Origin of the sequence: Georgenia satyanarayanai (assembly GCF_900116375.1) — a bacterium.
GTDB classification, from domain to species: Bacteria; Actinomycetota; Actinomycetes; order Actinomycetales; family Actinomycetaceae; genus Oceanitalea; species Oceanitalea nanhaiensis.
On record NZ_UETB01000003.1, the window covers coordinates 36,842 to 61,324 of the forward strand.

A 24,483-nucleotide genomic window follows, 5' to 3' on the forward strand; every position below is an offset into this window, starting at 1 on the left:
GGCGACAGGGGCGTGTGTCCCGTTCTTCCGGGCGGTTGCTGGCGGGACCGGGGCGGCGGGTGAACGGCCGGCGTCCGGCCGACGGATGAGAGGTGTCTCATGCGCCCGTCACCGGGGCCTCACGTGCGTCGGGTCGACTGTCTGCCATGCCGCGGACCAGGTCCCCGGTGCGACGCAGAAGGGGGACCCTCATGACCACGACGACCACCAGGCCCGCCGGCCCGGCCGGCCCGCACCGGGGCACGGACCCACAAGGCCGGCGCCTGCGCGTGGCGCTGTACTCCCACGACGCCCTCGGTCTCGGTCACGTCCGCCGCAACCTCGCCATCGCCCGCGCGCTCACCACCCTCGGCCCGGCGCCGGACGTCCTCCTCCTCACCGGTGCCCCCGAGGCGGTCACCGCGCAGCGGCCCGCGCACTGCGACCTCGTCTCGCTGCCCGCGCTCGCCAAGGACGCCACGGGCGCCTACTCCGCCCGCCACCTCTCGGTCGACGAGGCGCACATCCGGCACATGCGGCGGGCCGTCCTCACCGCGGCGCTGTCCTCCTTCCGGCCCGACGTCCTCGTCGTCGACAAGCACCCCCGCGGCTTCCTCGGCGAGCTCGAGCCCGCCCTCGCCCTGCTCCGCGCCGCCGGCACCCGCATCGTCCTGGGTCTGCGTGACGTCCTCGACGACGCCGTCACCTCCCGCCGCGAGTGGGACGCCGACCGCGGTGCCCAGGCGCTGCGCCGCTGGTACGACCAGGTGTGGGTCTACGGTGACCGCGCCGTCCACGACCTCACCGCCGAGCTCGACCTGCCCGCCGCGCGCACCGTCCACACCGGCTACCTCGCCACCGGCCGCCAGGGCGGGCCGGCCGTCACCGAGGTCGACAACCCCTACGTCCTGGCGATGGTCGGCGGCGGCTCCGACGGTGCCCACCTCGCCGAGGCCTTCGTCCGCACCACCATGCCGGCCGGCCACCACGGCGTCCTCGTCACCGGCCCGCAGATGCCTGCCGACGACGTCCGCCGGGTCACCGAGATCGCCGCCCACCGCACCGACCTCACCGTCCGCACCTTCGTCGAGGACGCCGAGGCGCTCATCGGCGGCGCCGCCGCCGTCGTCTCGATGGGCGGGTACAACACGGTGTGCGAGGCGCTCGCCCTCGGCGTCCGGCTCCTCGTCGTGCCCCGCGTGCGCCCCCGCCAGGAGCAGCTGGTGCGCGCCCGCCTGCTCACCGCCGTCGGCGTCCTCGACCACCTGCCGCCCGAGCGGCTCACCTCGCCCGCCCTCGAACGGTGGCTCGCGCGGGCCGTCACCGCCCAACCCGACGCCCCCGAGGACGTCGTCGACCTCGGCGGGCTCACCCGGCTCCCCCACCTGCTCACCAGCCTCGTTGCCACGAAGGAGGAGACCGATGTCGCCTGAGCGGATGGGCTACGTGCTCAAGATGTACCCCCGGTTCTCCGAGACCTTCATCGTCTCCGAGCTCCTCGGCCGCGAGGCGCGCGGCGCGGACCTCGAGGTGTTCTCCCTGCGCCCGCCGGTGGACCCGCGCTTCCACAGCGCGCTCGCCGAGGTGCGCGCGCCGGTCACCTACGTGCCCCGGGCCCGCAAGGCCGAGGAGCTGTGGGACGCGCTGCGGGCCGCCGCGCCGGAGCTGCCGCTGCTCCACCGCGCGCTGCCCGACCTCCTCGCCGCCGACGCCTCCGACGCCGGCCAGGCGCTCGAGCTCGCCGTCATGGTCGTGCGCCGCGGGATCACCCACCTGCACGCGCACTTCGCCTCGCTCGCGACGACGGTCGCGCGGCTCACCTCGCTGCTCACCGGCGTGCCGTACTCCTTCACCGCGCACGCCAAGGACATCTTCCACTCCTCGGTGGACCCCGCGGACCTGGCCCGCAAGATCGCCGGCGCCCACCACGTGGTGACGATCAGCGACTACAACGCGCGCCACCTGCGCAGCACCTACCCCGAGGCGGTGGCCGCCACGCGCCTGCACCGCATCTACAACGGGCTGGGCCTCACCGACTTCCCCTTCACGCACCGGGCGGACGACGACGGCGGCACGGACGTCGTCGCCGTCGGTCGCCTCGTGGAGAAGAAGGGCTTCGACGTCCTCCTCGACGCCGTCGCCCACCTGCGCGAGCGGGGCCGCCCGCTGCGCTGCCGGATCGTCGGCGGCGGGGAGAAGGAGGCCGAGCTGCGGGCGCAGGTCGCGGCGCTCGGGCTCGAGGGGCTCGTCGAGCTCACCGGTCCGCTGCCCCAGCACGAGGTCCGCGCGCACGTGGCGGCGGCGGGCGTGTTCGCCGCGCCCTGCGTCGTCGGCTCCGACGGCAACGCCGACGGCCTGCCGACCGTGCTCCTCGAGGCGATGGCGCTGGGCACACCGTGCGTGTCGACCGACGTCACCGGCATCACCGAGGCGGTGCGGCACGGGGAGACCGGGCTGGAGGTGGCGCAGCACGACCCGGTCGGGCTGGCCGAGGCGATCGTCCGCCTGCTCGACGACGCGTCGCTGCGGTCCCGCCTCACCCGTGCCGCCCGCGCGCTCGTCGAGCGCGAGTTCGACACCCGCCGCCAGGTCGAGGCCCTCGAGAAGGCCGTCCGCGCCGGGAACAACTCAGCGCTCGGCGACAGAGTGGCCACACCCGCCGACAGCGCACTTGCCGCCGACAGCGCACTTGCCGCCGACAGCGCACTTGCCGCCGACAGCGCACTTGTCGCCGACAGCCGGATTCGTCCGGAGGGGGTGCGCTGATGCGGATCGCCTACGTCTGCGCCGACCCCGGCATCCCGGTCTTCGGGACGAAGGGAGCCTCTGTCCACGTCCAGGAGGTCGTACGGGTCCTGCTCGAGGCCGGCCACGCCGTCGACCTCTTCTGCCGCCGCACCGGCGGGGAGCCGTGGCCCGCCGCCGCGGCCGCCCGCGCCGAGGGCCGGCTCACCGTCCACGAGCTCGGGCGCATCCGCGGTGAGGACGTCGCCGACCGGGAGCGCCGCGCCATGGCCGCCGACGGCGACATGCTCCGCGCCGTCACCGCCGGCGGGCCCTTCGACGCCGTCTACGAGCGCTACTCGCTGTGGAGCACCGCCGGTACCACCTACGCCCGCGAGCGCGGGGTGCCCGCCGTCCTCGAGGTCAACGCGCCGCTGCCGGCCGAGCAGGCCCGCCACCGCGGGCTCGTCCACGCGGACGAGGCCCACGCCGTCGTCCGCCGCGCCGCCACCGGCGCGAGCGCCGTCGTCTGCGTCTCCGAGCCGGTCGCCGCCTGGGTGCGGGACCTGGCTCCCGGGGCCGCCGTCGTCGTCGAGGCCAACGGTGTGGACGTCACCCGCATCCGCCCGGCGGCCGGCCGGCCGGACCGGCCCTTCACCGTCGGCTTCGTCGGCACGCTCAAGCCGTGGCACGGGACCGAGACGGTGCTCGAGGCGCACGCCCTGCTGCGACGCTCGGTGCCGGACGCCCGGCTGCTGCTCGTCGGGGACGGCCCGCAGGCGGAGGCGCTGCGACAGCAGGCGCGCACGCTCGGGACCGCCGGCGCCGTCGAGGCGACCGGCGCCGTCGCCCCCGTCGACGTGCCCACGCTGCTGCACCGGATGGACGTCGCGACCGCGCCCTACCCGGCCGCGGGCGAGGGGTACTTCTCCCCGCTCAAGGCCTACGAGTACATGGCGGCGGGGCTGCCCGTCGTCGCCTCCGCCGTCGGGCAGCTGCCGGGGGTCGTCGAGCACGGTCGTACCGGGTTCCTCGTGCCGGGCTCGGACCCGACGGCGCTGGCCGGGACGCTCGGCATGCTCGCCGGTGACCGGAGGTTGCGGGCGCAGGTCGGGCGGGCGGCGCGAGAGCACGTGGCGTCCGGACACACCTGGACGCACGTCGTCGAGCGCTCCCTCGCGGCCGCGGGCCTGCGGCTGAGAGTCGGCAGCTCGGCTCTCGGCGACAACTCCACTGTCGGCGACAACTCCACTCTCGGCGACAACTCCACTGTCGGTGACAAGCCCGGTGTCGGCGAGCGGGAGCGCGTGGGGGTGGGCAGCTGATGGCCTCCCCCAAGCCCACCGCGGAGCTGCGCTCGATCGTGCCCTCGCTCCGGCGGATCTGGACGTTCCTGCGGCCCCACCTGCGGCCGCACCGCAAGGTCGTCGCCGGCGGCTTCGTCGCGCTCTTCGCCGAGGTGGCCTTCCGGCTCCTCGAGCCGTGGCCGCTGAAGTTCGTCATCGACGCCGTCATCGCGCCCGGCGCCGCGCAGGACCCGGGCCTGGTCACGCTGCTCGTGTGGGCGGCGCTCGCCGTCGTCGCCGTCACGGGCCTGCGCGCCCTGTCGGCCTACCTCATGACGGTGCTCTTCGCGCTCGCCGGCACCCGCGCGATGACCTCGGTCCGCGCGCAGGTCTACTCCCACGTCCTGCGGCTGTCGCTGCGCTTCCACAGCTCCGCGCGCGGGGGCGACCTCATCACCCGGCTCGTCACCGACGTCGGGCGGCTGCGCGACGTCGCCGTCACCGCCGCGATGCCGCTCATCGGCAACGTCGTCACCCTCCTCGCGATGGTCACGGTCATGGTCGTCCTCGACTGGCGGCTCGCGCTCGTCGTCGTCGGCGCGTTCCCGCTGTTCGCGCTGTCCTCCTCCCGCTCCACCCGCAGGATCACCTCCGCCTCGCGCCAGCAGCGGCGCCGCGAGGGCGACCTCGCCGGCGCGGCCGGGGAGTCGCTCGGCGCGATCAAGGTGGTCCAGGCGTACTCGCTGGCCGACCGGCTCGAGTCGAGCTTCGCGGCGTCGAACGCCAAGGAGCTCAAGGAGGGCGTGCGGGCCACCCGCCTCTCCGCGGCGCTCGAGCGCAAGACCGACCTCCTCGTGGGGGTGGCCACCGGCATCGTCCTCCTCGTCGGCGGCTGGTCGGTGGTGCAGGGGCGGCTCACGCCCGGTGAGCTCGTCGTGTTCGTCCAGTACCTCAAGAGCGCCTTCAAGCCGATGCGGGACCTGGCGAAGTACACCGGGCGCATCGCCAAGGCCGCCGCCTCCGGCGAGCGGATCCTCGACATCATGCACACCGAGCAGGACGTCACCGACTCCGCCAAGGCCTACACGATCAAGCGGCTGGCCGGGGAGATCCGCCTCGAGCACGTCACCGCCTCCTACACCGGGACCGACCGCGCCCTGGACGACGTGTCGCTGCGCATCCTGCCCGGCACGAAGGTCGCCGTCGTCGGGCACTCAGGCTCCGGCAAGTCCACGCTCGCCGGCCTCCTGCTGCGGCTGCAGGACCCGGTGCGCGGTGCGGTCAAGCTCGACGGCCACGACCTGCGCGACGTCACCCTCGACTCGCTGCGCGCCCACGTGGCCGTCGTCCTGCAGGAGTCGGTCCTCTTCCACGGCACGATCGCCGAGAACATCGAGATGGGCCGGCCCGGTGCCACCCCGGAGGAGGTCGAGGCCGCCGCCCGCGCCGCCAACGCCCACGAGTTCGTCTCCCGCCTGCCCGAGGGCTACGAGACGGTGGTGGGCGAGCGGGGCGACACCCTCTCCGGCGGGCAGCGCCAGCGCGTGGCCATCGCCCGGGCCATGCTGCGCGACGCGGCCGTCATCATCCTCGACGAGGCCACCACCGGGCTGGACCCGAGGAGCTCCGCGGAGGTCTTCCAGGCCGTCGACCGGCTCGCGGCCGGCCGCACCACCGTGGTCATCACCCACACCCTGGCCGACGCGCTGGGCTGCGACGAGGTGATCGTCCTGGACCGCGGCCGGGTCGTCGAGCACGGCCGGCCCGCCGAGCTCATGGCCACGCCGGGCTCGCGCCTCGCGCTGCTCGCCCCCGAGCGGCACCAGCGGCCCACCGTCGTCCGCGACCGGAGGAGCGCCTGATGCTCGCGGCCGACGCCCGCCTCGCCGCCGCCGACCCCGCCCTCCCCGGCCTGCGCGACGTGCTCGCGCCGCTCGGCCTGGTCCGCCGCCTCGCCCCGGCCTGGGGCGTGCGCTCGGCCCGCGTCGACTACCTGCGCTACAAGCGGGGCACCTCCCTCCTCGCCGGCCTCGTCCTCACCGACGACGACGGCGCGACGTCCTTCGCCCAGGCCCTCGCCGTCCGCGCGGGCGCGGCCGACAAGCTCGCCAAGGTGCGCCGTGCCGGGGAGGCCGACGACGTCGGCCGGGGCGCCGTCGTCGACGACGGCCTCGCGGTGGCCGTTGCCGACGCCACTGCCGACCGGCGGCTGCCCGGCGTGCGCCGCGTGCTGCGGGACGCCGACGGCGTGAGCCCGCTCGTCTACCGGCCCGGCAGGCGCTGGGTCGCCCGGGTCGAGGGCGCCGCCGGGCCGGCCGAGCTGGTACGCGTGTACCACCCTGGGGCCGCGGCCGGCGTGCTCACCGGCCACCGCGCCCTCACCGGGCTGCCGGTGCCCGCCGTGACGGCGGTCCGGCTCCGCCGCGGGACCGTGCGGTCCGCCTGGGTGCCCGGGACCTCCCTCGACCGGCTCGCCGCGGCGGCGCAGCTGTGGGGGCAGGCCGGCGCGCTGGCCGCGGCGGTGCACCGCGAGGCGCGCGCCGAGGGGCTGCGGCGGGTGGACCGGGAGGGCGGGCTGGCCGCCTCGGTGACGGCGGTGCGCTCGGTGGCGCCGGCGTGCGCGGAGGCCGCCGCGGCCGCGGCCGCGCGGGTGCGCGCGGGCCTGGCGGGCCGTGGCGCCGTGCGCGTGGTGCACGGGGACCTCTCGGCCGATCAGGTCGTCGTGCGGCCCGACCTCACCGCCGGGGCGAGTGCGGAGCAGGCGAGCCCCGGCCAGGCCGGGCTCACCCTCATCGACCTCGACCGCGTCGCCCTCGACGACCCCCTCGCCGACCTCGGCTCCTGGTACGGCGCGCTCGTCGCCACCGGCGCGGAGGCCGGCGACCCCGCGGAGCTGCTCGCCCCGCTGCTCGCCGGGTACACCGCCGCCGGCGGGGAGGTCGACGAGCGTGCGCTGCGGCTCCACTGCGCGGCGGCCGTCCTCCAGCGCGCCGTCGAGCCCTTCCGGCGTCACCTGCCCGGCTGGCCGGACGGCGTCGCCCGCCTCGTCGCTGCCGCCGAGGAGCTCACGCGATGACGACACCACCCACCGACGCCCGGACGACCCCGCCCGCCGGGACCGGGACTCCCGGCGCGAGCCGGCTGCCCGATCGTGTCCTGGACGGTGCGCACCGGTACCACCTCGTGCGCGCGTGGCCCCGCGGCGAGGACCACGCCCTCGTCGAGCTCCGCGCGGAGGACGGCGGCACCGTGGCGGCCCAGTGGTTCGCCTGCCCGGTGGCCCTGGCCGAGGCTGCCGCCGCGGCGCCCGCGCCGGCCCGGGTGTCGGGCGACGTGCTGCTCCAGCCCGGCGGCGCCGACGCCCGGCTCCGCGCGCTGCGCGAGGTCCTCGCCGAGGACGGCAGCCGGCTGGTCGCCCACCGGCCCGGCCGCCGCGCCGTCGTCCGGGTGTCCGGCACGGACGGGACGGTGCGCGAGTACGTCAAGGTCGTCCGGCCGGGCAAGGCCCCGGACCTCGCCCGTCGCGGTGGGCTCGTCGCCGAGCTCGTCGGGGACGTCGTGCCCGTGCCGCGCCTCGTGGACGCCTCCCGGGTGGAGCGCGGGGTGCTGTGCTGGAGCGTCGTGCCCGGCCGCACCCTGCACGACCTCGGCGCCGACGGCGGGTGGGGCGCCGCCGACGCGCGCGCGGCGTGGGAGGCGGCGGGGCGGGCGGTGGCGCGGCTGCACGCCGCACCCGCCGGGCCGGTCGAGGCCCGGCACGGCGCGGAGGAGGAGCTCGACGCCGTCGCGAGCTGGCTCGGTCCCGCCGTCGCGCACGGCCTGCTCGACGCCGGCACGGTCGCGCGAGCGAGGGAGCGCGTCACCGCGGTCCTGCGGAACGCCCCAGCCGACCCGGTGCTCGGCGTGCTCCACCGCGACCTCCACGACAAGCAGCTCCTCCTCGACGACGCCGGCACGGTGGGGATGATCGACGTCGACACCCTCGCCGTCGGGGAGCGCGCGCTGGACGTGGCGAACCTCCTCGTCCACCTCGAGCTGCGGCAGGCGCAGGGGCTGCTCGTCCCCGATCTCGCTGCCGCGGCACGCCACGGCTTCCTGGCGGGGGTGGGTGACGTGCCCCGTGACCGGGTGAGCGCGTACACCCTGGCCACGCGCCTGCGCCTCGCCGGCGTCTACGCCTTCCGCCCCCGGTGGCGGTCCGTCGCCGCGGATCTTCTGCAGCAGGCCGCCGGCTGACCCCGCCCGGCCGAGGGGTCTACACCGGGCGTGCGGCGCGCCCGGCAGGAGGACGGACCATCAGCCGGCCGACGACCTCGGTGGCCCGCCGCCGTCCGAGGGCCCGCACCGCCGCGGCGGACAGCCTGTTGGCCCGTCCGACGACGACCCCGGGCGGTGGGTTGCGGCGCTCGAGGGCCCTGAGGCTGGTGGCGACGACCTCGCTCGCCGTCATCCGCCGGCCACCGCCGTCCGCGGCGTCGCCGGCGACGTCGAAGAACTCCGTCTGCGTGGCGCCCGGGGAGACGGCCAGGACGCGTACCCCGCTGCCGCGCGCCTCGTACCACAGCGCCTCGGTGAGGCTCAGCACGAAGGCCTTCGCCGCCCCGTAGACCGCCATGGTCGGGTTGCCCTGGTAGGCCGCCATGCTCGCCACGTTGAGGAGGAACCCGTGGCCGTGCCGGCGCAGGTCCGGCAGGAACGCGTGGCTGATCTCGACCACCGCGGAGACGTCCAGCGCGATCTCCCTCATGAGGTCGGTGAGCGCCTCCTCGTGGAAGAGCCCGTGGTTGGCGAAGCCAGCGTTGTTCACCACCCCGGTCACCTCCACCCCGCGGTCCGCGAGCTCACCGCGCAGCGCCTGCCCGACTCCGGGCCGGGCGAGGTCCATGGCCAGCGTCGTCACGGGGACCTCGTGCGCCCGGCGCAGCTCCCCGGCGAGGGCCTCGAGCCGCTCCGCGCGGCGAGCGACGAGGACCAGGCCGGCGCCGCGTGCGGCGAGCTGCCGCGCGAGCTCGGCCCCGATCCCGGCGCTCGCGCCCGTGACCAGCACTGTCTGCGTCATACCGTCAGGTCGCATGACGGCACGGTATGCCGGGGTGGCACTGAGTGTCAATAAGGCCTGCCGTGCCGCCTCCACTAGGGTGAGCCGCATGTCAGCGGAGCAGGAGCGGCCCACGCTGTGGCAGCGGACCCGCCGGCGCGCGTACGGGGAGATCACGGCGGCGGCGATGGGCCTCTTCCTCGAGCAGGGCTTCCAGGAGACGACGGTCGACGAGATCGCCGCGGCGGCCGGGATCTCGCGCCGGTCCTTCTTCCGCTACTTCGGCAGCAAGGAGGACGTCGTCATCGACCACCTCGTCGCCGACGGTGAGCTGCTGCGCGTCGAGCTGGAACGCCAGCCGCACGACGTCGACGTGTGGGCCGCCCTCTCCGGGGCGCTGTTCTCCCTGGAGGAGGCGACCGCCGACCGGGAGCGGCTCCTGGCGGTCGCCCGCATGGTCTACGGGACGCCGTCGCTCCGCGCACGGAGCATCGAGAAGCACCTGCGCTGGTCCGACGTCCTCGCGGCCGAGGTCGAGCGCCGCCTCGGGGGCGGCGACAGCTCCTCGCTGCGCGCGAGGGCGATCGTCGGGTGCTTCGTCACCTGCCTCGACGTCGCGGGCGAGGCCTGGGTCCGGGACGACGCCGCCCACCCGCTGCAGGTGTACCTGGACGTCTCGCTGTCCGCGGTGCGCGGCTGAGGCCGGACGCTCCGGGGCTTCTCGCGACGGCCGTCCCTGAGTACGCTCGAAGAGCTGGCCGGCGGGCGTGGTTCGCATCGGTGAGAACCAGCCGGTCGGCGTGGGCGGGCTCAACCTCATGAGGACGGAGCACACCATGGCGCCCATCGTGGGCCGGCGCGCAGAGTGCGACGCGGTCGACCACCTGCTCGCCGGAGCAGAGGCCGGGCGCAGCGGAGCGCTGGTCGTCCGCGGGGAGGCCGGCATCGGCAAGACCGCGCTGCTGGAGTACGCCCGCCACACCGCAGCCGGGCGGTTCCGGGTGGAGAGCTCTGTCGGCGCGGAGTCCGAGACGCAGTTCGCGTTCGCGGGTCTCCATCAGGTGTGCGCACCGCTGCTCGCCCAGGCCGGAGCACTGCTGCCCGACCCGCAGCAGTCCGCCCTGGGCGTCGCGTTCGGCCGGCAGGAGGGCGCGGCGCCGGACCGGTTCCTCGTCGGGCTGGCGACCCTCCACCTCCTTGCCGAGGTCGCCGAGGAGGAGCCGGTGCTGTATCTCGTCGACGACGCACAGTGGCTGGACCAGGCCTCGGCCCAGGTCCTCACGTTCGTGGCGCGTCGGGTGGCGGCCGAGCGGGTGGCCCTGGTGTTCGCCGTACGCGACCCCACCGATGGTGACGTCCGCACGTTCGCCGGTCTGCCGACGCTGCACCTGAAAGGGCTCAGCGACAGCAACGCCCGGGCGCTGCTGGTCGGCGCGGTGCGCACGCCGTTGGACGACGGGGTCCGCGAGCGGGTCGTCGCCGAGGCGCGTGGCAACCCCCTGGCGCTGCTGGAGCTGCCGCGCAGCGCGTTGCCCGCACAGCTGGCGAGCGGGTTCGCGCTGCCCGACGCGGTCAGTGCCCCGCGCCGCGTCGAGGACAGCTTCCGCCACCGCTCGGGCAGCCTGCCGGCCGACACGCAGCTCCTTCTGCTGGTCGCCGCGGCCGAGCCGACAGGCGAGGCGGCGTTGCTGTGGCGCGCGGCCGCACACCTGGGGCTCGCTCGCGAGGTGGCCGCGCCCGCGGAGGCGGCCGGGCTGCTCGAGATCGACACCCGGGTGCGGTTCCGTCATCCGCTGGTGCGCTCTGCGGTCTACCGAGCCGCCACACCCCCGGACCGACGCAGCGTGCACGGTGCGCTGGCGTCGGCGACCGACCCAGAGCTCGACCCTGACCGACGTGCCTGGCACCGCGCGCAGTCGGTGCTGGGCACCGACGAGGCGGCGGCCGTCGATCTGGAGCGGTCGGCCGGCCGGGCACGCGCCCGCGGCGGCCTGGCAGCCGCCGCCACGTTCCTGCAGCACGCCGCGGAGCTGACTCCCGAGCCCGCCGCCCGCGCGAGGCGGGCGCTCGAAGCCGTGCACCTCACGCACGACGCCGGAGCGCCTGAGGCAGCCCTGGAGCTGCTGGCGGTGGCGTCGACCGGGCCGCTGGACGCCCTGCAGCACGCCCGACTCGAGCTGCTGCGAGCCCAGATCGCCTTCCACCGCACACGCGGGAGGGAGGTGCCCGGCATGCTGCTCACGGCCGCCCAGGCCCTCGCCCCCCTCGACCCACACCTGTCCCGCCAGGCGTACGTCCACGCGCTCGAGTCCTCCTTCCACGCCGGCCGCCTGGCTCACGGCCACGGGATGCTCACGGTGGCCGAGGCCGCCCGGGACGCGCCCGGCGCGCCGACCCCTCCCCGGCCGGTCGACCTGCTCCTGGACGGACTCGCCACGAGATTCACGCAGGGGTACGAGGCGAGCGTCCCCAGCCTGCAACGGGCCCTCGGGTCGCTGCGCGACGACGACTCCGGTACCGACGACGACAACGGGCGCTGGCTGTGGCTGGCCTGTCATGTCGGGGCGATGCTGTGGGACGACGAGTCGATCTACGTGCTGGCCACCCGCGCCGTCCGGCTCGCCCGCGAGGCCGGCGCGCTCGCGACGCTCCCAGCGGCGCTCAACGCCCTGGCCCTGGTGCTCGTGCTCACCGGCGAGCTGTCCCGTGCCGCTGAGCTGTTCGCGGAGGAGGAGGCGATCACCCGGGCCACCGGCGCCCCGCCCCTGCCCAACTCGCGGCTGGCCCTGGCTGCCTGGCGCGGCCAGAAGCAGGACACCTCCGAGCTCTACGCGAGGATGGTCGCGGGGGCGACGGCGCGAGGTGAGGGCCTCACCGTCAGCAGTGCCGAGATGTCGCTCGCCTACCTCCACAACGGGCTGGGCAGCTACCACAGCGCGCTGGAGGCCGCCGCGCCGCTGGTCGAGCTCGACGAGCTGGCCCACAGCAGCGTCGCGCTGCCCGAGCTGGTCGAGGCCGCCTCGCGTGCCGGTCAGCCAGATCGGGCAGCCGTGGCCCTGGAGCGCCTCAGCGTGCGGGCCCGGGCGAGCGGCACCGAGTGGGCGCTGGGACTGGCGGCGCGCTCACGAGCGCTGACCAGCACCGGGCCTGCGGCGGAGGAGCACTACCGCGAGGCCATCGAACGGCTCGGACGGTGCCGGATGGCCACCCACCTCGCCCGCGCGCACCTGCTCTACGGCGAGTGGCTGCGTCGCGAGGGTCGTCGCCAGGACGCCCGCCACCAGCTCCGCACCGCTCACCAGCTGCTGTCGGACATGGGTGCGGAGGCGTTCGCTGACCGCGCCGCACGCGAGCTGCGTGCGACCGGCGAGCACCCACGCAGACGCACCGCTCAGCCCACCGACGCGCTCACCGCGCACGAGCTGCACATCGCCCGACTGGTCGCCACGGGGGCCACCTCCCGGGAGGTCGGCGCACAGCTGTTCCTCAGCCCGCGCACGATCGAGGCCCACCTGCGCAACATCTTCCGCAAGCTGGGCATCACCTCCCGCCGGCAGCTCGCCACGGTCCGGCTTCCCTGACCGGTGGCCGTCCTCCCGTCACGCGGCCCGCCGCGACCGTCAGCGGGCGGCGTTCGCGGCGCGGGAGCGGGCGACGACGTCCGGCAGGGCAGCGAGGACCGCGTCGACGTCGTCCTCGGTCGTGGTCCGGCCGAGCGAGAAGCGCAGCGCCGAGCGGGCGAGCTCGGGCGGGTAGCCCATCGCGGTGAGGACGAAGGAGGCCTCCTGCACGCCCGCCGAGCAGGCGGAGCCGGCCGAGGCGTTGACCCCGGCCATGTCGAGGCCGAAGAGCAGGGAGTCGGCGTCGGCGCCCTCGACGGTGAGGTGGGCGACGTGCGGCAGCCGCGGGGCGCCCGCCCCCGTGAGCCGTAGCCCCTCCACCGCGGCAAGCGCCCCGGCCACGAGCCGGTCCCGCAGCGCGGCCAGCCGGGCGCTCTCCGCCTCCCGGTCGGCCACCGCGAGGCGCACGGCGAGCGCCAGCGCGCGGGCCCCGGCGACGTCGAGGGTGCCCGAGCGCACGCCGCGCTCCTGCCCCCCGCCGTGGTGCACCGGCGCGAGCGCCAGCTCCCGGCGCGCCACGAGGGCTCCGGTGCCCACGGGGCCGCCGAGCTTGTGGCCGGTCACCGACATCGCCGCGAGCCCGCTGGCCGCGAAGTCCACCGGCAGGTGCGCGACGGCCTGGACGGCGTCGGAGTGGACGGGGACGTCGCCGGCGAGCGCGACGAGCTCCGCGACCGGCTGGACGACTCCGGTCTCGTTGTTCGCCCACATGGCCGACACGAGCGCCGGCGGCTCGCCGTCGTCCAGGGCGGCGCGGGCGGCACCGAGGTCGAGGGCGCCGTCGCCGGTGACGGGCAGCACCGCGACGTCCGCGAGCCCGCGCTCGCCCAGCCAGCCGGCGGCGTCGAGCACGGCGTGGTGCTCGACGGCACTGACGAGCAGCCGCGGGCGCGGCGAGGGGTGGGCGTAGACGGCGCCCTTGACGGCGAGGTTGTCGGCCTCGGTGCCGCCGGAGGTGAGGACGACCTCGGCGGGCTCGGCGCCGAGCGCCGCGGCGAGCTCCTCGCGGGCCTCCTCCAGGCGGCGGCGCGCGTCGCGCCCGACGGTGTGGAGCGAGGACGGGTTGCCGCCGCGGGTCAGCTCCTCGGCGTAGCGGGCCGCGACCTCCGGCCGGACGGGGGTGGTCGCCGCGTGGTCGAGGTAGGCCATGGGCCCGAGTCTACGAAGCGGTGCCCGACTGTGGGCGATCTCCCAGGAACAGCGCCTACCCTGGTCCGGGTGCCGCCGGAGCGGCACGTACGACCACACGAAGGACTCCCTGTGCGCCGATCCGCCACTGCCACCACCGCCGCCGCCCTGGCCGCGCTCCTGCTCCTCGCCGGGTGCTCGAGCGACGAGGGCGACGCCGAGCCGGCCGACACGCCCACCGCGACCGAGACCGAGACCGCGTCGGCCGACGCCGAGGCGGGCAACGCCCCCGAGGACGTCGCCGCGCTCGAGGGCGTCACCGTGGAGGGCGAGCCCGGCGCGGAGGCGACCCTCACCTTCGAGCAGCCGCTCGACGTCTCCGGCGCCGCCGCCGCCGTCGCCTCGCCCGGGGACGGTGAGGAGATCGCCGAGGGCCAGCTCCTCCTCGTCGACTTCACCCAGGTCAACGGCGAGAACGGTGAGGTCCTCGACTCGACCTACGAGGGCGAGCCGCAGCCGCTCGTCGTCAGCGACGAGATGACCGTCCCGGCGCTCAACGACGTCCTCATCGGCCAGCAGGTCGGCGCGCGGGTCCTCTTCGCCAGCCCCACGCAGGCCGCGGCCGCGATCATGACCCTCGAGGTCGTCGACGCCCGCAGCCGCGCCGAGGGCACCGCCGTCGAGGTCCCCGAGGGGGTCCCGACCGTCACGCTCGCCGAGAACGGCGAGCCGAGCATCGAGCCCGTCGACGGCGAGGCCCCGACCGAGCTCGTCGTCGCCCCCACGATCGAGGGTGAGGGCAAGGAGGTCGAGGAGGGCGACTACGTCTTCGTCCAGTACAGCGGCTGGCTGTGGGACGGCACGTCCTTCGACTCCTCGTGGTCGCGGGGCTCCCCGTTCTCCCTCGAGGCCGGTGCCGGCCAGGTCATCGAGGGCTGGGACACCGGCCTGCTCGGGCAGACCGTCGGCAGCCAGGTCGTCATGGTCATCCCGCCCGAGCTCGGCTACGGCGACCAGGACAACGGCACCATCCCGCCCGGCTCGACGCTCGTCTTCGTCGTCGACATCCTCTACGCCGGCTGACCCACGCACGCAGCACGGACAGGAGCGGCCCCGGACACGTGTCCGGGGCCGCTCCGTCGTCCGGTCAGGAGCCCCTGTAGGTGCGGATCGTCTCGATGGCCTGGGGGAGGACGTCCTCGGCGGCGCCGACGACGCCGAAGTCGGCCAGCTCGAAGATCGGGGCCTCGGGGTCGGTGTTGACGGCGACGACGGTCTGCGCGGCCTGCATCCCCACGGTGTGGTGGACGGCCCCGGACACCCCGACGCCGATGTACAGCCGCGGCGCGACGGTGACGCCGGTCTGCCCCACCTGCGCGGAGTGCTCCCGCCAGCCCTCGTCGGTGACGTCACGGGTGGCGCCCACGGCGCCCCCCAGCAGCCCGGCCAGCTCCTCCACCGCGGTGAAGTCCCCGCCCGTGCCACGGCCGCCGACGACGACGGTCTGCGCCTCGGCGAGCGGCACCTGCCCCGTCGCGGGGTACTCGGTGCGCTCGACGACGGCGACGGCCCGGGCCCGGTCGGTGAACACGACGGGCACGCCCACGACCTCCGGCTCCCCCGCCGCCGGCGCGGGCTCGGCGTCGACCGCGGCCGGGCGCAGCGCGACGACGGGCAGCGGCCCGGTCACCGTGCACACCGTCTCCCACGACGCGCCGAGGACGGTCTTGCCCGCCGCGACGGCGCCGTCGCGGCGCTCGACGCGGTCGGCGTCCACGACCGCGCCGGTGCCCAGCGCGACCGCCAGGCCGGCGGCCAGCTCCTTGCCGGCGTAGGTCGACACGAGCAGCACGGCCTGCGGGGACGTCGCCGCGACGACGGCGGCCACGGCCTCGGTCGCGACCGCGGCGAGCTGCGGGGCGAGGCCGCCCAGCTCGGGCACGTGCACGGTGGTGACGCCGAAGCGGCCGAGCTCCGTACGCGCCGCCTCCCCCGGTCCCTGCTCCCCGAGCCACACGGCCGCCACGGGCGCACCGGCCGCGAGGGTCCGCGCGGCGGTGAGCGCCTCGGTCGAGGGCGGCGTGGGCGCGCCCTCGTGGTGGTCGACGACGACGAGCACAGGTGCCTGGGTCATGGTGCCTTCCTGGTGGGCGGGGTCGGTCAGACGAGCTTGGCGTCGATGAGGAACTCGGCCAGCTGCCGGCCGGCGTCGCCCGAGTCGGTGACGATGCGGCCCTGCTCGCGGGCGGGCCGCTCCTCGGCGGAGAGCACCGCCGTCGCGGACCCGGGTGCACCGAGGCCGAGGTCGACGAGCGACCACGTGTCCACCGGCTTCTTGCGAGCGGCCTTGATCGCCCGGAACGCCGGGTAGCGCGGTTCGTTGGCCTGGTCGGTGACCGACACGAGGGCGGGCAGCGGCGCCTCGAGCACCTCGGCGGCCGAGCCGATCTCGCGGCGCACGCGCACGCGGTCGCCGGTCACGGTGAGCTCGCTGGCGAGCGTGAGCGGGGGCAGGTCGAGCGCGGCGGCGAGGGCCGCGGGCAGCATCGAGGTGAGGCCGTCGAGGGAGGCCATGCCGGTGACGACGAGGTCGACGGGCGCCTCGTGCTGCAGCGTGCGGACGGCGGCCGCCAGGACGCGGGCGGTGGCGACGGCGTCGGAGCCGGCGAGCGACTCGTCGCTCACGTGGACGCCGCGGTCGGCCCCCATCTGCAGGCCGCGCCGCACCGCGTCCTCGGCGTCGTCGGGTCCCATCGTGAGGACGACGACCTCCCCGCCGTGCTCCTCGACGAGACTGACGGCGGCCTCGAGGGCGTTCTCGTCGAGCTCGTTGAGGACGTCGTCGAGGCCACGCACGAGGTGGCCGTCATCGTCCAGCGTTCGCTCGGACTGGACATCGGGGACATGCTTGACGCACACGACGATCCTCATGGCCCAAGCCTGCCACCTCCGGCGGCCTCGTGCCGACACGGTCCGTCACACCTCCCAGACACCACCATCGGTTGATGCCCCACAGACCTGAGTTGACGGGCGCGCGGCACATCTCACGCGCAAGCCGTCCCACGAGCGCCACGCAGGGTGGCACGATGGGCTCCACCATGAGCATGACCGCCTCATCCGTTCGCACGAGCCCCGCCCGCAGCGTCGCCCAGCGGGTGACCGGGCGTGCCCCTGCCCTGGGCGCCCACCTGTGGGGCGACGGCGTCGACGTCGCCGTGCTCGCCTCCCACGCCAGCGCCGTGGACCTGTGCCTTCTCGACGAGGACCACGGCTCCTTCCGCGAGCGCCGCTTCGCGCTCCATCGCGGCCCCCACGGCGTGTGGCAGGGCCACGTGCCCGGCGTCGGTGCCGGACAGCGCTACGGCCTGCGCGTCCACGGGCGCTGGGACCCCGCCGCGGGGCTGCGGCACAACCCCGCCAAGCTGCTCCTGGACCCCTACGCGCGCGGCGTCACGGGCGAGCTCGTGCACGGCCCCGAGGTCTACGGCCACGCCGTCGACGAGGACCTCGCCCCCGCCCCCGGCTGGTCCCCCAGCGACCTCGACTCCGCCGGCCACGTCCGTCACGGCGTCGTCCTGCCCGAGCCGCCGGTCGTGCCCGCCGACGCCCGCCCCCACGTGCCGTGGGACCGCACCGTCGTCTACGAGGCGCACGTGCGCGGCCTCACCCAGCGCCTGCCCGGCGTGCCCGAGCATCTGCGCGGCACCTACGCGGGCCTGGCGCACCCCGCCACCATCGCCCACCTGCGCGAGCTCGGGATCACCGCGGTCGAGCTGCTGCCCATCCACGCGACCGGCGACGAGCCCTTCCTCATCGAGAAGGGCCTGACGAACTACTGGGGCTACAACACCCTCGGCTTCTTCGCCCCCGAGCCGCGCTACGCCACCGAGGCCGCACAGGCCCAGGGCCCGGCCGCCGTCCTCGAGGAGGTGCGCGGCATGGTCCACCTGCTCCACGAGGCCGGGCTCGAGGTCATCCTCGACGTCGTCTACAACCACACCGCCGAGGGCGGCGACGGCGGACCTGCCCTGTCGTGGCGCGGTCTGGACAACACCGGTTACTACATGCACGACGGCGTCCGCCCGGCCCACCTCGTCGACGTCACCGGGACGGGCAACTCCCTCGACTTCCGCCGTGTGCGGGTCGTGCAGATGGCGCTGGACTCCCTGCGCTACTGGGTCGAGCGGATCGGTGTGGACGGCTTCCGCTTCGACCTCGCCACGACGCTGGGCCGGCACGGGGCGGAGTTCACCCCGCACCACCCCTTCTTCGTCGGCCTCGCCACCGACCCGGTCCTGTCCCACGTCAAGCTCATCGCCGAGCCGTGGGACGTGGGGCCCGGTGGTTGGCGCACCGGCCAGTTCCCCGCCCCGATGGCGGACTGGAACGACCGCTTCCGCGACGCGGCCCGCACCTTCTGGCTCAGCGACCCCGCGACCGGCGTGGCCGGCGGCACCGGCGGGGACCTGCGCGACCTCGCCACCCGCCTGGCCGGCTCCGCCGACCTCTTCGCCCACGGCGCCGTCCCGGGCGGGCGCGGCCCGCTCGCGAGCATCAACTACGTGACGGCGCACGACGGCTTCACCCTCGCCGACCTCGTCACCTACAGCCACAAGCACAACGAGGCCAACGGCGAGGACAACCGCGACGGCACCGACAACAACCGCTCGTGGAACCTCGAGGTCGAGGGCCCCGTCACCACCGACCCCCTCCGGCCCCTCGACGAGCGGGGCGGGCCGGGCGACGCCGCGGTCCGCGCCGGGACCACCCCCACGGTCCACGAGCGCGGCCAGGACATCCTCCTCGGCCGCCGTCGCGAGGTGCGCAACCTCCTGGGCACGCTCCTCCTGTCCGCCGGCACCCCCATGGTCACCGCCGGTGACGAGATCGGCCGCAGCCAGCTCGGCAACAACAACGCCTACTGCCAGGACACCGAGATCTCCTGGGTGGACTGGGACCTGCGCCCCTGGCAGGCCGAGCTGCTCGCCACCGTGCGTCACCTGCTGAGCCTGCGCCGCGAGCACCCCGTGCTGCGGCCCGCGTCCTTCGCCACCGGGCACACCGTCGAGGGCGACTCGATCCCCGACCTCGCCTGGTACCGCGCCGACGCCGAGGAGATGGACGCCGCCGACTGGCACGACTCGCGGGTACGGGTGCTGCAGATGCTCCGCTCGGGCTACCCCGTCGGCGACGGCGACCTCCTCCTCGTCCTCAACGGCTCCCTCGACCGGCAGCAGGTGACCCTGCCGCAGGGTGCGGGCGCCGACTACGAGCTGCTGTGGGACTCCGCCTGGGAGTGCCCGCCGCCGGAGGACACCGAGCCGCCGGTCACCGCGCCGGGCGCCACGACGGCCATGGAGCCCCTGACGATGAGGGCGTACCTCAGCCGCCGCTGAGCCACAATGGGGCCGTGGAGCGGCTCACGGGTGAGGCACGCGACCGGGTGCGGGCGAGCAGCCTGACCCTTGTCGCCGCGCTCACCCTCGTGGGCGTGGCCGTCGGGCTCTGGGCGGTCTTCGTCGGCTTCGAGCGCACCACCGTCGTGGACAGCGAGGTGGTGGCCGTCTCGGAGGACGGCCGGCGGGTCACCGTGCGCTACTCCTACGGCGGGTGCCAGCGCGCCGACGGCGTCGAGGCGCACGAGACGGAGGAGACCGTCGTCGTCGCCGCGTCCGTCACCGAGCGCCGCCCGCTGGTCGGCCAGGACTGCCAGGCGGTCGGGGTCATCGCCGAGGAGGAGGTCGTCCTCACCGCCCCGCTCGGTGACCGGGAGCTGCGCACCGCCACGCCCTGAGACGACGTGCGCCCCGGCCCGCACGGGGCCGGGGCGCACGGACTGCTGCCGGGCTAGGCCTGGGCGGCGGCCACCAGGGCGAGCTCGGCGGTGCCGGCGACGTGCTCGTGCGTGGGCACGATGCGCACCGAGTAGCCGAAGGAGCCGGAGAACTCGAGCTCGACCTCGCCGTGGTAGCCGTAGCGGCCGCCCTCGTAGGTCTCGGTCAGCTCGAGCGGGCGGGTGGTGACGTCGACGAGCACGTCGTCCTCGCCCACCCGGCCCGTGACGAGCTGGACCTCGACGTCCTGCGGGGCCAGCGCGCCCAGCGTCACGTACGCGCTGACGCCGACGACGTCGCCGACCTTGACGGCGTCCGCCACGCCCGTGGACTCGACGTGGTCCACGCGCACGGTGTGCCAGGCCTCGCGCACGCGGCCCTTCCAGTCCGCGAGCGCCGTCGCCTCGGCGAAGCCGGCGCCGTTGAGCATCCGGTAGGAGCCGGCGACCGGCGTGTACAGCCGCTCGACGTACTCCCGGACCATGCGGGTGGCCTGGACCTTGGGGCCGAGGGTCGCCAGGGTGTGGCGGACCATCTCGAGCCAGTGCTGCGGCACGCCGTTCTCACGGTCGTAGAAGCGCGGCACGACCGTGTCCTCGAGGAGCTCGTACAGTGCGGCGGCCTCGAGCGCGTCGCGGCGCTGGGGGTCCTCGACGCCGTCGGCGGTGGGGATGGCCCAGCCGTTCTGGCCGTCGTACCACTCGTCCCACCAGCCGTCGAGGATCGAGAGGTTGAGGGCGCCGTTGAGCGCGCACTTCATGCCCGAGGTCCCGGACGCCTCGAGCGGGCGCAGCGGGTTGTTGAGCCACACGTCGCAGCCCGGCATGAGGGTCTGGGCCATCTCGATGTCGTAGTTCGGCAGGAAGACGATCCGTTCACGCACGCCCGCCTCGTCGGCGAAGCTCACGAGCTTCTGGATGAGGCCGATGCCCTGCTCGTCGGCGGGGTGGGACTTGCCGGCGACGACGATCTGGATCGGGCGCTCGGGGTCGGTGAGGAGCTTCCGCAGGCGCTCGGGGTCCGAGAGCATGAGCGTGAGGCGCTTGTAGGTGGGCACGCGCCGGGCGAAGCCGATGGTGAGGACGTCGGGGTCCAGGACGTCCTCGACCCAGCCGAGCTCGGCGGGCGAGGCACCGCGGTCCAGCCAGGACTTGCGCACCCGGCGGCGGGCGGACCTCACCAGCGCGGAGCGCAGCGTGCGGCGCATCGCCCACAGCTCGTCGTCGGGGACGCCGCCCTGGTCGGCCGGCAGCAGCCAGCCGTCGCCGCTGGCGACCTGCTCGGGGCTCAGGTAGGACTCGGCCATCTGCACGAAGGCCGGGTCGGTCCACGTGGGGCCGTGCACGCCGTTGGTCACCGAGGTGATGGGCACCTCGGTGACGTCGAAGCCGGGCCACAGCTGGTGGAACATGCCGCGGGAGACCTTGCCGTGGAGCTGGGCCACGCCGTTGGCCAGGCGCGCGGTGCGCAGCCCCATGACGGCCATGTTGTAGACCGAGCGGTCACCGCCCTCGAAGTCCTCGGTACCGAGGGCGAGCACCTTCTCGACGGGGACGCCGGGCAGCTCGGCCGAGCCGCTGAAGTGCTCCCGGACGAGCTCGCGGGAGAAGCGGTCGATGCCGGCGGGCACGGGGGTGTGGGTGGTGAAGACGGTGCCGCCGCGCACGGCCTCGAGGGCCGCCTCGAAGCTCAGGCCCTCGGCCTCGACGAGCTCACGGATGCGCTCGATGGCGAGGAAGCCGGCGTGGCCCTCGTTGGCGTGGTACACCTGCGGCGCCGGGCCGCCGGTGAGGCGGGCGTGCAGGCGCAGCGCCTTGACCCCGCCCATGCCGAGGAGGAGCTCCTGCTTGAGCCGGTGGTCGGGCGAGCCGCCGTAGAGGCGGTCGGTCACCTTGCGGCTGGCCTCGTCGTTGTCGGTGATGTTGGAGTCCAGGAGGAGCAGCGGGACGCGGCCGACGTCGGCGCGCCACACCTGCGCGTGCAGCTGGTGGCCGCCCGGCAGCGGCAGGCTCACGCGCGCGGGCGTGCCGTCCGCCTCGCGCAGCAGGGTGAGGGGAAGGTTGTCCGGGTCGAGCAGCGGGTAGGTCTCGTGCTGCCAGCCCTCGCGGGTGAGGGACTGCTTGAAGTACCCGGCACCGTAGAGGAGGCCGACGCCGATGATCGGCACCCCGAGGTCCGAGGCGGACTTGAGGTGGTCACCGGCGAGGATGCCGAGGCCGCCGGAGTACTGGGGCAGCACCGCGGTGATGCCGAACTCGGCGGAGAAGTAGGCGATCGCCTCGGGCTTGTCCTCGGCGTGGAAGGACTCCTGGTACCAGCGGGGCTGCTCGAGGTACTCGCGCAGGTCGGCGTCCAGCTCGTGGACGCGGGCGACGAGCGCCTCGTCGCGCGCCAGCTCCTCCAGGCGCGCCTTGCCCAGCTCCCCCAGCAGCTCGATGGGGTCGCCGTGGAGGGCCTGCCAGCGTTCCGGGTCGAGCGACTCGAACAGGGCTCGGGTGGGCTCGTGCCACGAGAACCGCAGGTTCTGGGCGAGGGTGTCCAGCGGAGCGAGGGGCTCGGGCAGGACCGTGCGGACGGTAAATCGACGGATGGCTCTCACCCGGTCGAGTGTAACGGGGACCTCGCAACATTTTCAGCGGCTTACGGCCCGTTTTCATCGAGCGGCGGGTGAGGCCCAACGGGCCAGTCTGGCCCACGGCGGTGCGCTCCGCAGCCCGGGAGCCCAGCGGTCGACCGCAGCGCGCCACGTCGATAGGTTCGTGACCGTGAGTCCCGCACAGCGCATCTCCCAGCCCCCCGCGCGAGCAGCCACGCCCGCCTCGCCGCCCACGCCCGCCGTGCCGCGCCCCGCCTCGGCCACCCCGATCGGCCGGATCCCGGTCATCGAGCTCTCCCCCGTCGTCGAGGGCGGGCGCTGGCCCGCCAAGGCGGTCACCGGGGAGGCGGTGCGCGTCCAGGCCACGGTCTTCCGCGAGGGCCACGACGCCGTCGCCGCCACCGCCGTCCTCACCGGCCCCGACGGCGTCGAGCACAGCCGCGTGACGATGGACCCGGTCGATCCCGGCCTGGACCACATGGAGGCCTGGCTCGTGCCCGACCGCGTGGGCGACTGGACCTTCCGGGTCGAGGGCTGGTCCGACCCCTACGGCACGTGGCTGCACGACGCACCGCTCAAGGTGAACGCCGGCGTCGACGTCGAGCTCATGCTCACCGAGGGCGCGCTGCTCCTCGAGGCCGCCGCCGCCCGGCCCGAGCTGCCCGCGGAGGCGCGCACCGTCCTCACCGACGCGGTCAGCGCGCTGCGTGACGCCGAGCGCCCGTCGGGGGCCCGGCTCGCCGCCGGCACCGCCCAGGAGGTCCGCGACGTCCTCGCCGCCCACCCGGTGCGTGAGCACGTCACCCCCAGCGCCGCCTACCCGCTGCGGGTCGACCGCTCCCTCGCGCTCGTCGGCTCCTGGTACGAGTTCTTCCCGCGCTCCGAGGGGGCGCACTTCGACCCCGAGAAGGGCGGCTGGGTCTCGGGGACCCTGCGCACCGCCGCCGAGCGCCTGCCCGCGATCGCGGACATGGGCTTCGACGTCGTCTACCTCACCCCGGTCCACCCGATCGGCACGACGAACCGCAAGGGCCGCAACAACACCCTCACCGCCCAGCCGGGCGACCCGGGCTCGCCCTACGGCATCGGCTCCCCCGACGGCGGGCACGACGCCATCCACCCCGAGCTCGGGACCTTCGACGACTTCGACGCCTTCGTCGCCCGCGCCCGCGAGCTCGGCATGGAGGTGGCCCTGGACATCGCCCTGCAGGCCTCCCCCGACCACCCGTGGGTGACCGAGCACCCCGAGTGGTTCACCCGCCGGGCCGACGGCACCATCGCCTACGCCGAGAACCCGCCCAAGAAGTACCAGGACATCTACCCGCTCAACTTCGACAACGACCCCGAGGGCATCTACCACGCGGTCCGCGACATGCTCCAGGTGTGGATCGACCACGGCGTCACCGCCTTCCGCGTCGACAACCCGCACACCAAGCCGCTGGACTTCTGGCAGCGCATCCTCACCGACGTGCGCGAGTCCCACCCGGGCGTCGTCTTCCTCTCCGAGGCCTTCACCCGCCCGGCGATGATGCGCACCCTCGCGGCCGTCGGCTTCCACCAGTCCTACACGTACTTCACGTGGCGCACGACGAAGGAGGAGGTCACCGAGTACCTCGAGGAGCTCACCGGCGAGACGTCCCACGTCCTGCGTCCGAGCTTCTGGCCGACGACGCACGACATCCTCACCCCGTACATGCAGACGGGCGGGGCGGCGGCCTTCGCGATCCGCGCGGTGCTCGCCGCGACCGGCTCGCCCACGTGGGGCATCTACTCCGGCTACGAGCTCGTCGAGAACGTCGCCCGGCCCGGCGCCGAGGAGCAGATCGACAACGAGAAGTACGAGCTCAAGGCCCGCGACTGGTCACGGGCCGAGCACATCGGGATCTCCCGGCTCCTCACCGAGCTCAACCGCGCCCGCCGCGCCCACCCGGCGCTGCAGCGGCTGCGCGGGCTGACCGTCCACCCGACGACGGACGACGCGACCGTGTGCTTCTCGCGGCACGTGCCCGCCCACCTGTCACCGACGGGCCAGGCCGACACCGTCGTCGTCGTCCTCACCCTCGACCCGTTCACCACCCGGGAGGGCACCATCGACCTCGACGTCTCCGCGCTCGGCCTGCCCGAACCGGCCCCGGGCGCGGACCCGGGCACCCCGCTCCTGGCCGCGACCGACGAGCTGTCCGGCGAGACCTACTTCTGGGGCCGGCAGCCCTACGTCCGGCTCGATCCGCACCAGCGCTGCGCGCACGTCCTGTCGGTGAGGCCGCTGTGAGCCCCA

General features: G+C 75.2%; 17 protein-coding genes. 12 read left to right on the forward strand and 5 right to left on the reverse strand.

Annotated features, from left to right (window positions below):
- Positions 1-191 precede the first annotated feature (191 nt).
- Genes DSZ44_RS06030 through DSZ44_RS06055 form a run of 6 tightly spaced genes read left to right on the forward strand, consistent with a single transcriptional unit; the run spans position 192 to position 8,225 of the window.
- Positions 192-1,412 carry a glycosyltransferase family protein gene (locus DSZ44_RS06030; RefSeq protein ID WP_146237487.1) on the forward strand — a complete coding sequence of 407 codons (1,221 nt, stop codon included), beginning with the start codon at positions 192-194 and terminating at the stop codon, positions 1,410-1,412.
- Positions 1,402-2,745: a glycosyltransferase family 4 protein gene (locus DSZ44_RS06035; RefSeq protein ID WP_110851721.1), complete on the forward strand. Its 1,344-nt coding sequence runs from the start codon at positions 1,402-1,404 to the stop codon at positions 2,743-2,745. The genes DSZ44_RS06030 and DSZ44_RS06035 overlap by 11 nt, the downstream gene beginning before the upstream one ends.
- Complete coding sequence (locus tag DSZ44_RS06040; protein WP_110851722.1) at positions 2,745-4,028, forward strand: glycosyltransferase family 4 protein; 1,284 nt, start codon at positions 2,745-2,747, stop codon at positions 4,026-4,028. The genes DSZ44_RS06035 and DSZ44_RS06040 overlap by 1 nt, the downstream gene beginning before the upstream one ends.
- Entirely contained in the window at positions 4,028-5,851 is a 1,824-nt protein-coding gene (locus tag DSZ44_RS06045; protein ID WP_110851723.1) for an ABC transporter ATP-binding protein, read from the forward strand. The genes DSZ44_RS06040 and DSZ44_RS06045 overlap by 1 nt, the downstream gene beginning before the upstream one ends.
- Entirely contained in the window at positions 5,851-7,065 is a 1,215-nt protein-coding gene (locus tag DSZ44_RS06050) for a phosphotransferase family protein (RefSeq protein WP_110851724.1), read from the forward strand. The genes DSZ44_RS06045 and DSZ44_RS06050 overlap by 1 nt, the downstream gene beginning before the upstream one ends.
- Positions 7,062-8,225, forward strand: coding sequence for a phosphotransferase (locus tag DSZ44_RS06055; protein WP_110851725.1), 1,164 nt, complete (start codon positions 7,062-7,064; stop codon positions 8,223-8,225). Before DSZ44_RS06050 ends, DSZ44_RS06055 begins: the two co-directional genes overlap by 4 nt.
- Positions 8,226-8,244: 19 nt before the next feature.
- Here DSZ44_RS06055 and DSZ44_RS06060 read toward each other — a convergent pair whose 3' ends face one another.
- The gene (locus DSZ44_RS06060; protein ID WP_110851726.1) at positions 8,245-9,063 is read right to left on the reverse strand and encodes an SDR family NAD(P)-dependent oxidoreductase; all 819 of its coding nucleotides are present in this window, start codon (positions 9,061-9,063) and stop codon (positions 8,245-8,247) included.
- 73 nt (positions 9,064-9,136) lie between these two features.
- Here DSZ44_RS06060 and DSZ44_RS06065 point away from each other — a divergent pair, with 73 nt between their 5' ends.
- On the forward strand, positions 9,137-9,727 hold the full coding sequence (locus DSZ44_RS06065) for a TetR/AcrR family transcriptional regulator (RefSeq protein WP_110851727.1): 591 nt from the start codon (positions 9,137-9,139) through the stop codon (positions 9,725-9,727).
- 136 nt (positions 9,728-9,863) lie between these two features.
- The gene (locus DSZ44_RS06070; protein ID WP_110851919.1) at positions 9,864-12,608 is read left to right on the forward strand and encodes an ATP-binding protein; all 2,745 of its coding nucleotides are present in this window, start codon (positions 9,864-9,866) and stop codon (positions 12,606-12,608) included.
- Positions 12,609-12,647: 39 nt separating this feature from the next.
- Here the strand turns inward: DSZ44_RS06070 and DSZ44_RS06075 are convergent, their stop codons facing one another.
- Positions 12,648-13,796, reverse strand: a complete 1,149-nt coding sequence (locus tag DSZ44_RS06075) for a cysteine desulfurase family protein (protein WP_110851728.1) — start codon at positions 13,794-13,796, stop codon at positions 12,648-12,650.
- Positions 13,797-13,907: 111 nt separating this feature from the next.
- Between DSZ44_RS06075 and DSZ44_RS06080 the strand changes: the two genes are divergently transcribed.
- Entirely contained in the window at positions 13,908-14,858 is a 951-nt protein-coding gene (locus tag DSZ44_RS06080) for an FKBP-type peptidyl-prolyl cis-trans isomerase (RefSeq protein WP_110851729.1), read from the forward strand.
- Positions 14,859-14,922: 64 nt separating this feature from the next.
- On the opposite strand, the gene DSZ44_RS06085 is transcribed toward DSZ44_RS06080, so the two are convergent.
- Entirely contained in the window at positions 14,923-15,909 is a 987-nt protein-coding gene (locus tag DSZ44_RS06085) for an electron transfer flavoprotein subunit alpha/FixB family protein (protein WP_110851730.1), read from the reverse strand.
- Between the two features lie 26 nt (positions 15,910-15,935).
- Entirely contained in the window at positions 15,936-16,706 is a 771-nt protein-coding gene (locus tag DSZ44_RS06090) for an electron transfer flavoprotein subunit beta/FixA family protein (RefSeq protein ID WP_110851731.1), read from the reverse strand.
- Between the two features lie 173 nt (positions 16,707-16,879).
- Here DSZ44_RS06090 and glgX point away from each other — a divergent pair, with 173 nt between their 5' ends.
- Both glgX and DSZ44_RS06100 read left to right on the forward strand, forming a co-directional pair.
- Positions 16,880-19,171 (forward strand): glycogen debranching protein GlgX, encoded by a 2,292-nt coding sequence (gene glgX / locus DSZ44_RS06095; RefSeq protein WP_110851920.1) that lies wholly within the window; start codon positions 16,880-16,882, stop codon positions 19,169-19,171.
- Positions 19,172-19,185: 14 nt separating this feature from the next.
- The gene (locus DSZ44_RS06100) at positions 19,186-19,569 is read left to right on the forward strand and encodes a hypothetical protein (RefSeq protein WP_110851732.1); all 384 of its coding nucleotides are present in this window, start codon (positions 19,186-19,188) and stop codon (positions 19,567-19,569) included.
- Between the two features lie 53 nt (positions 19,570-19,622).
- On the opposite strand, the gene glgP is transcribed toward DSZ44_RS06100, so the two are convergent.
- On the reverse strand, positions 19,623-22,208 hold the full coding sequence (gene glgP, locus DSZ44_RS06105) for an alpha-glucan family phosphorylase (protein ID WP_110851733.1): 2,586 nt from the start codon (positions 22,206-22,208) through the stop codon (positions 19,623-19,625).
- A gap of 166 nt (positions 22,209-22,374) precedes the next feature.
- On the opposite strand from glgP, the gene DSZ44_RS06110 reads away from it, so the two are divergent.
- The gene (locus tag DSZ44_RS06110; RefSeq protein ID WP_373681233.1) at positions 22,375-24,477 is read left to right on the forward strand and encodes an alpha-1,4-glucan--maltose-1-phosphate maltosyltransferase; all 2,103 of its coding nucleotides are present in this window, start codon (positions 22,375-22,377) and stop codon (positions 24,475-24,477) included.
- The last annotated feature ends 6 nt before the right edge of the window (positions 24,478-24,483 follow it).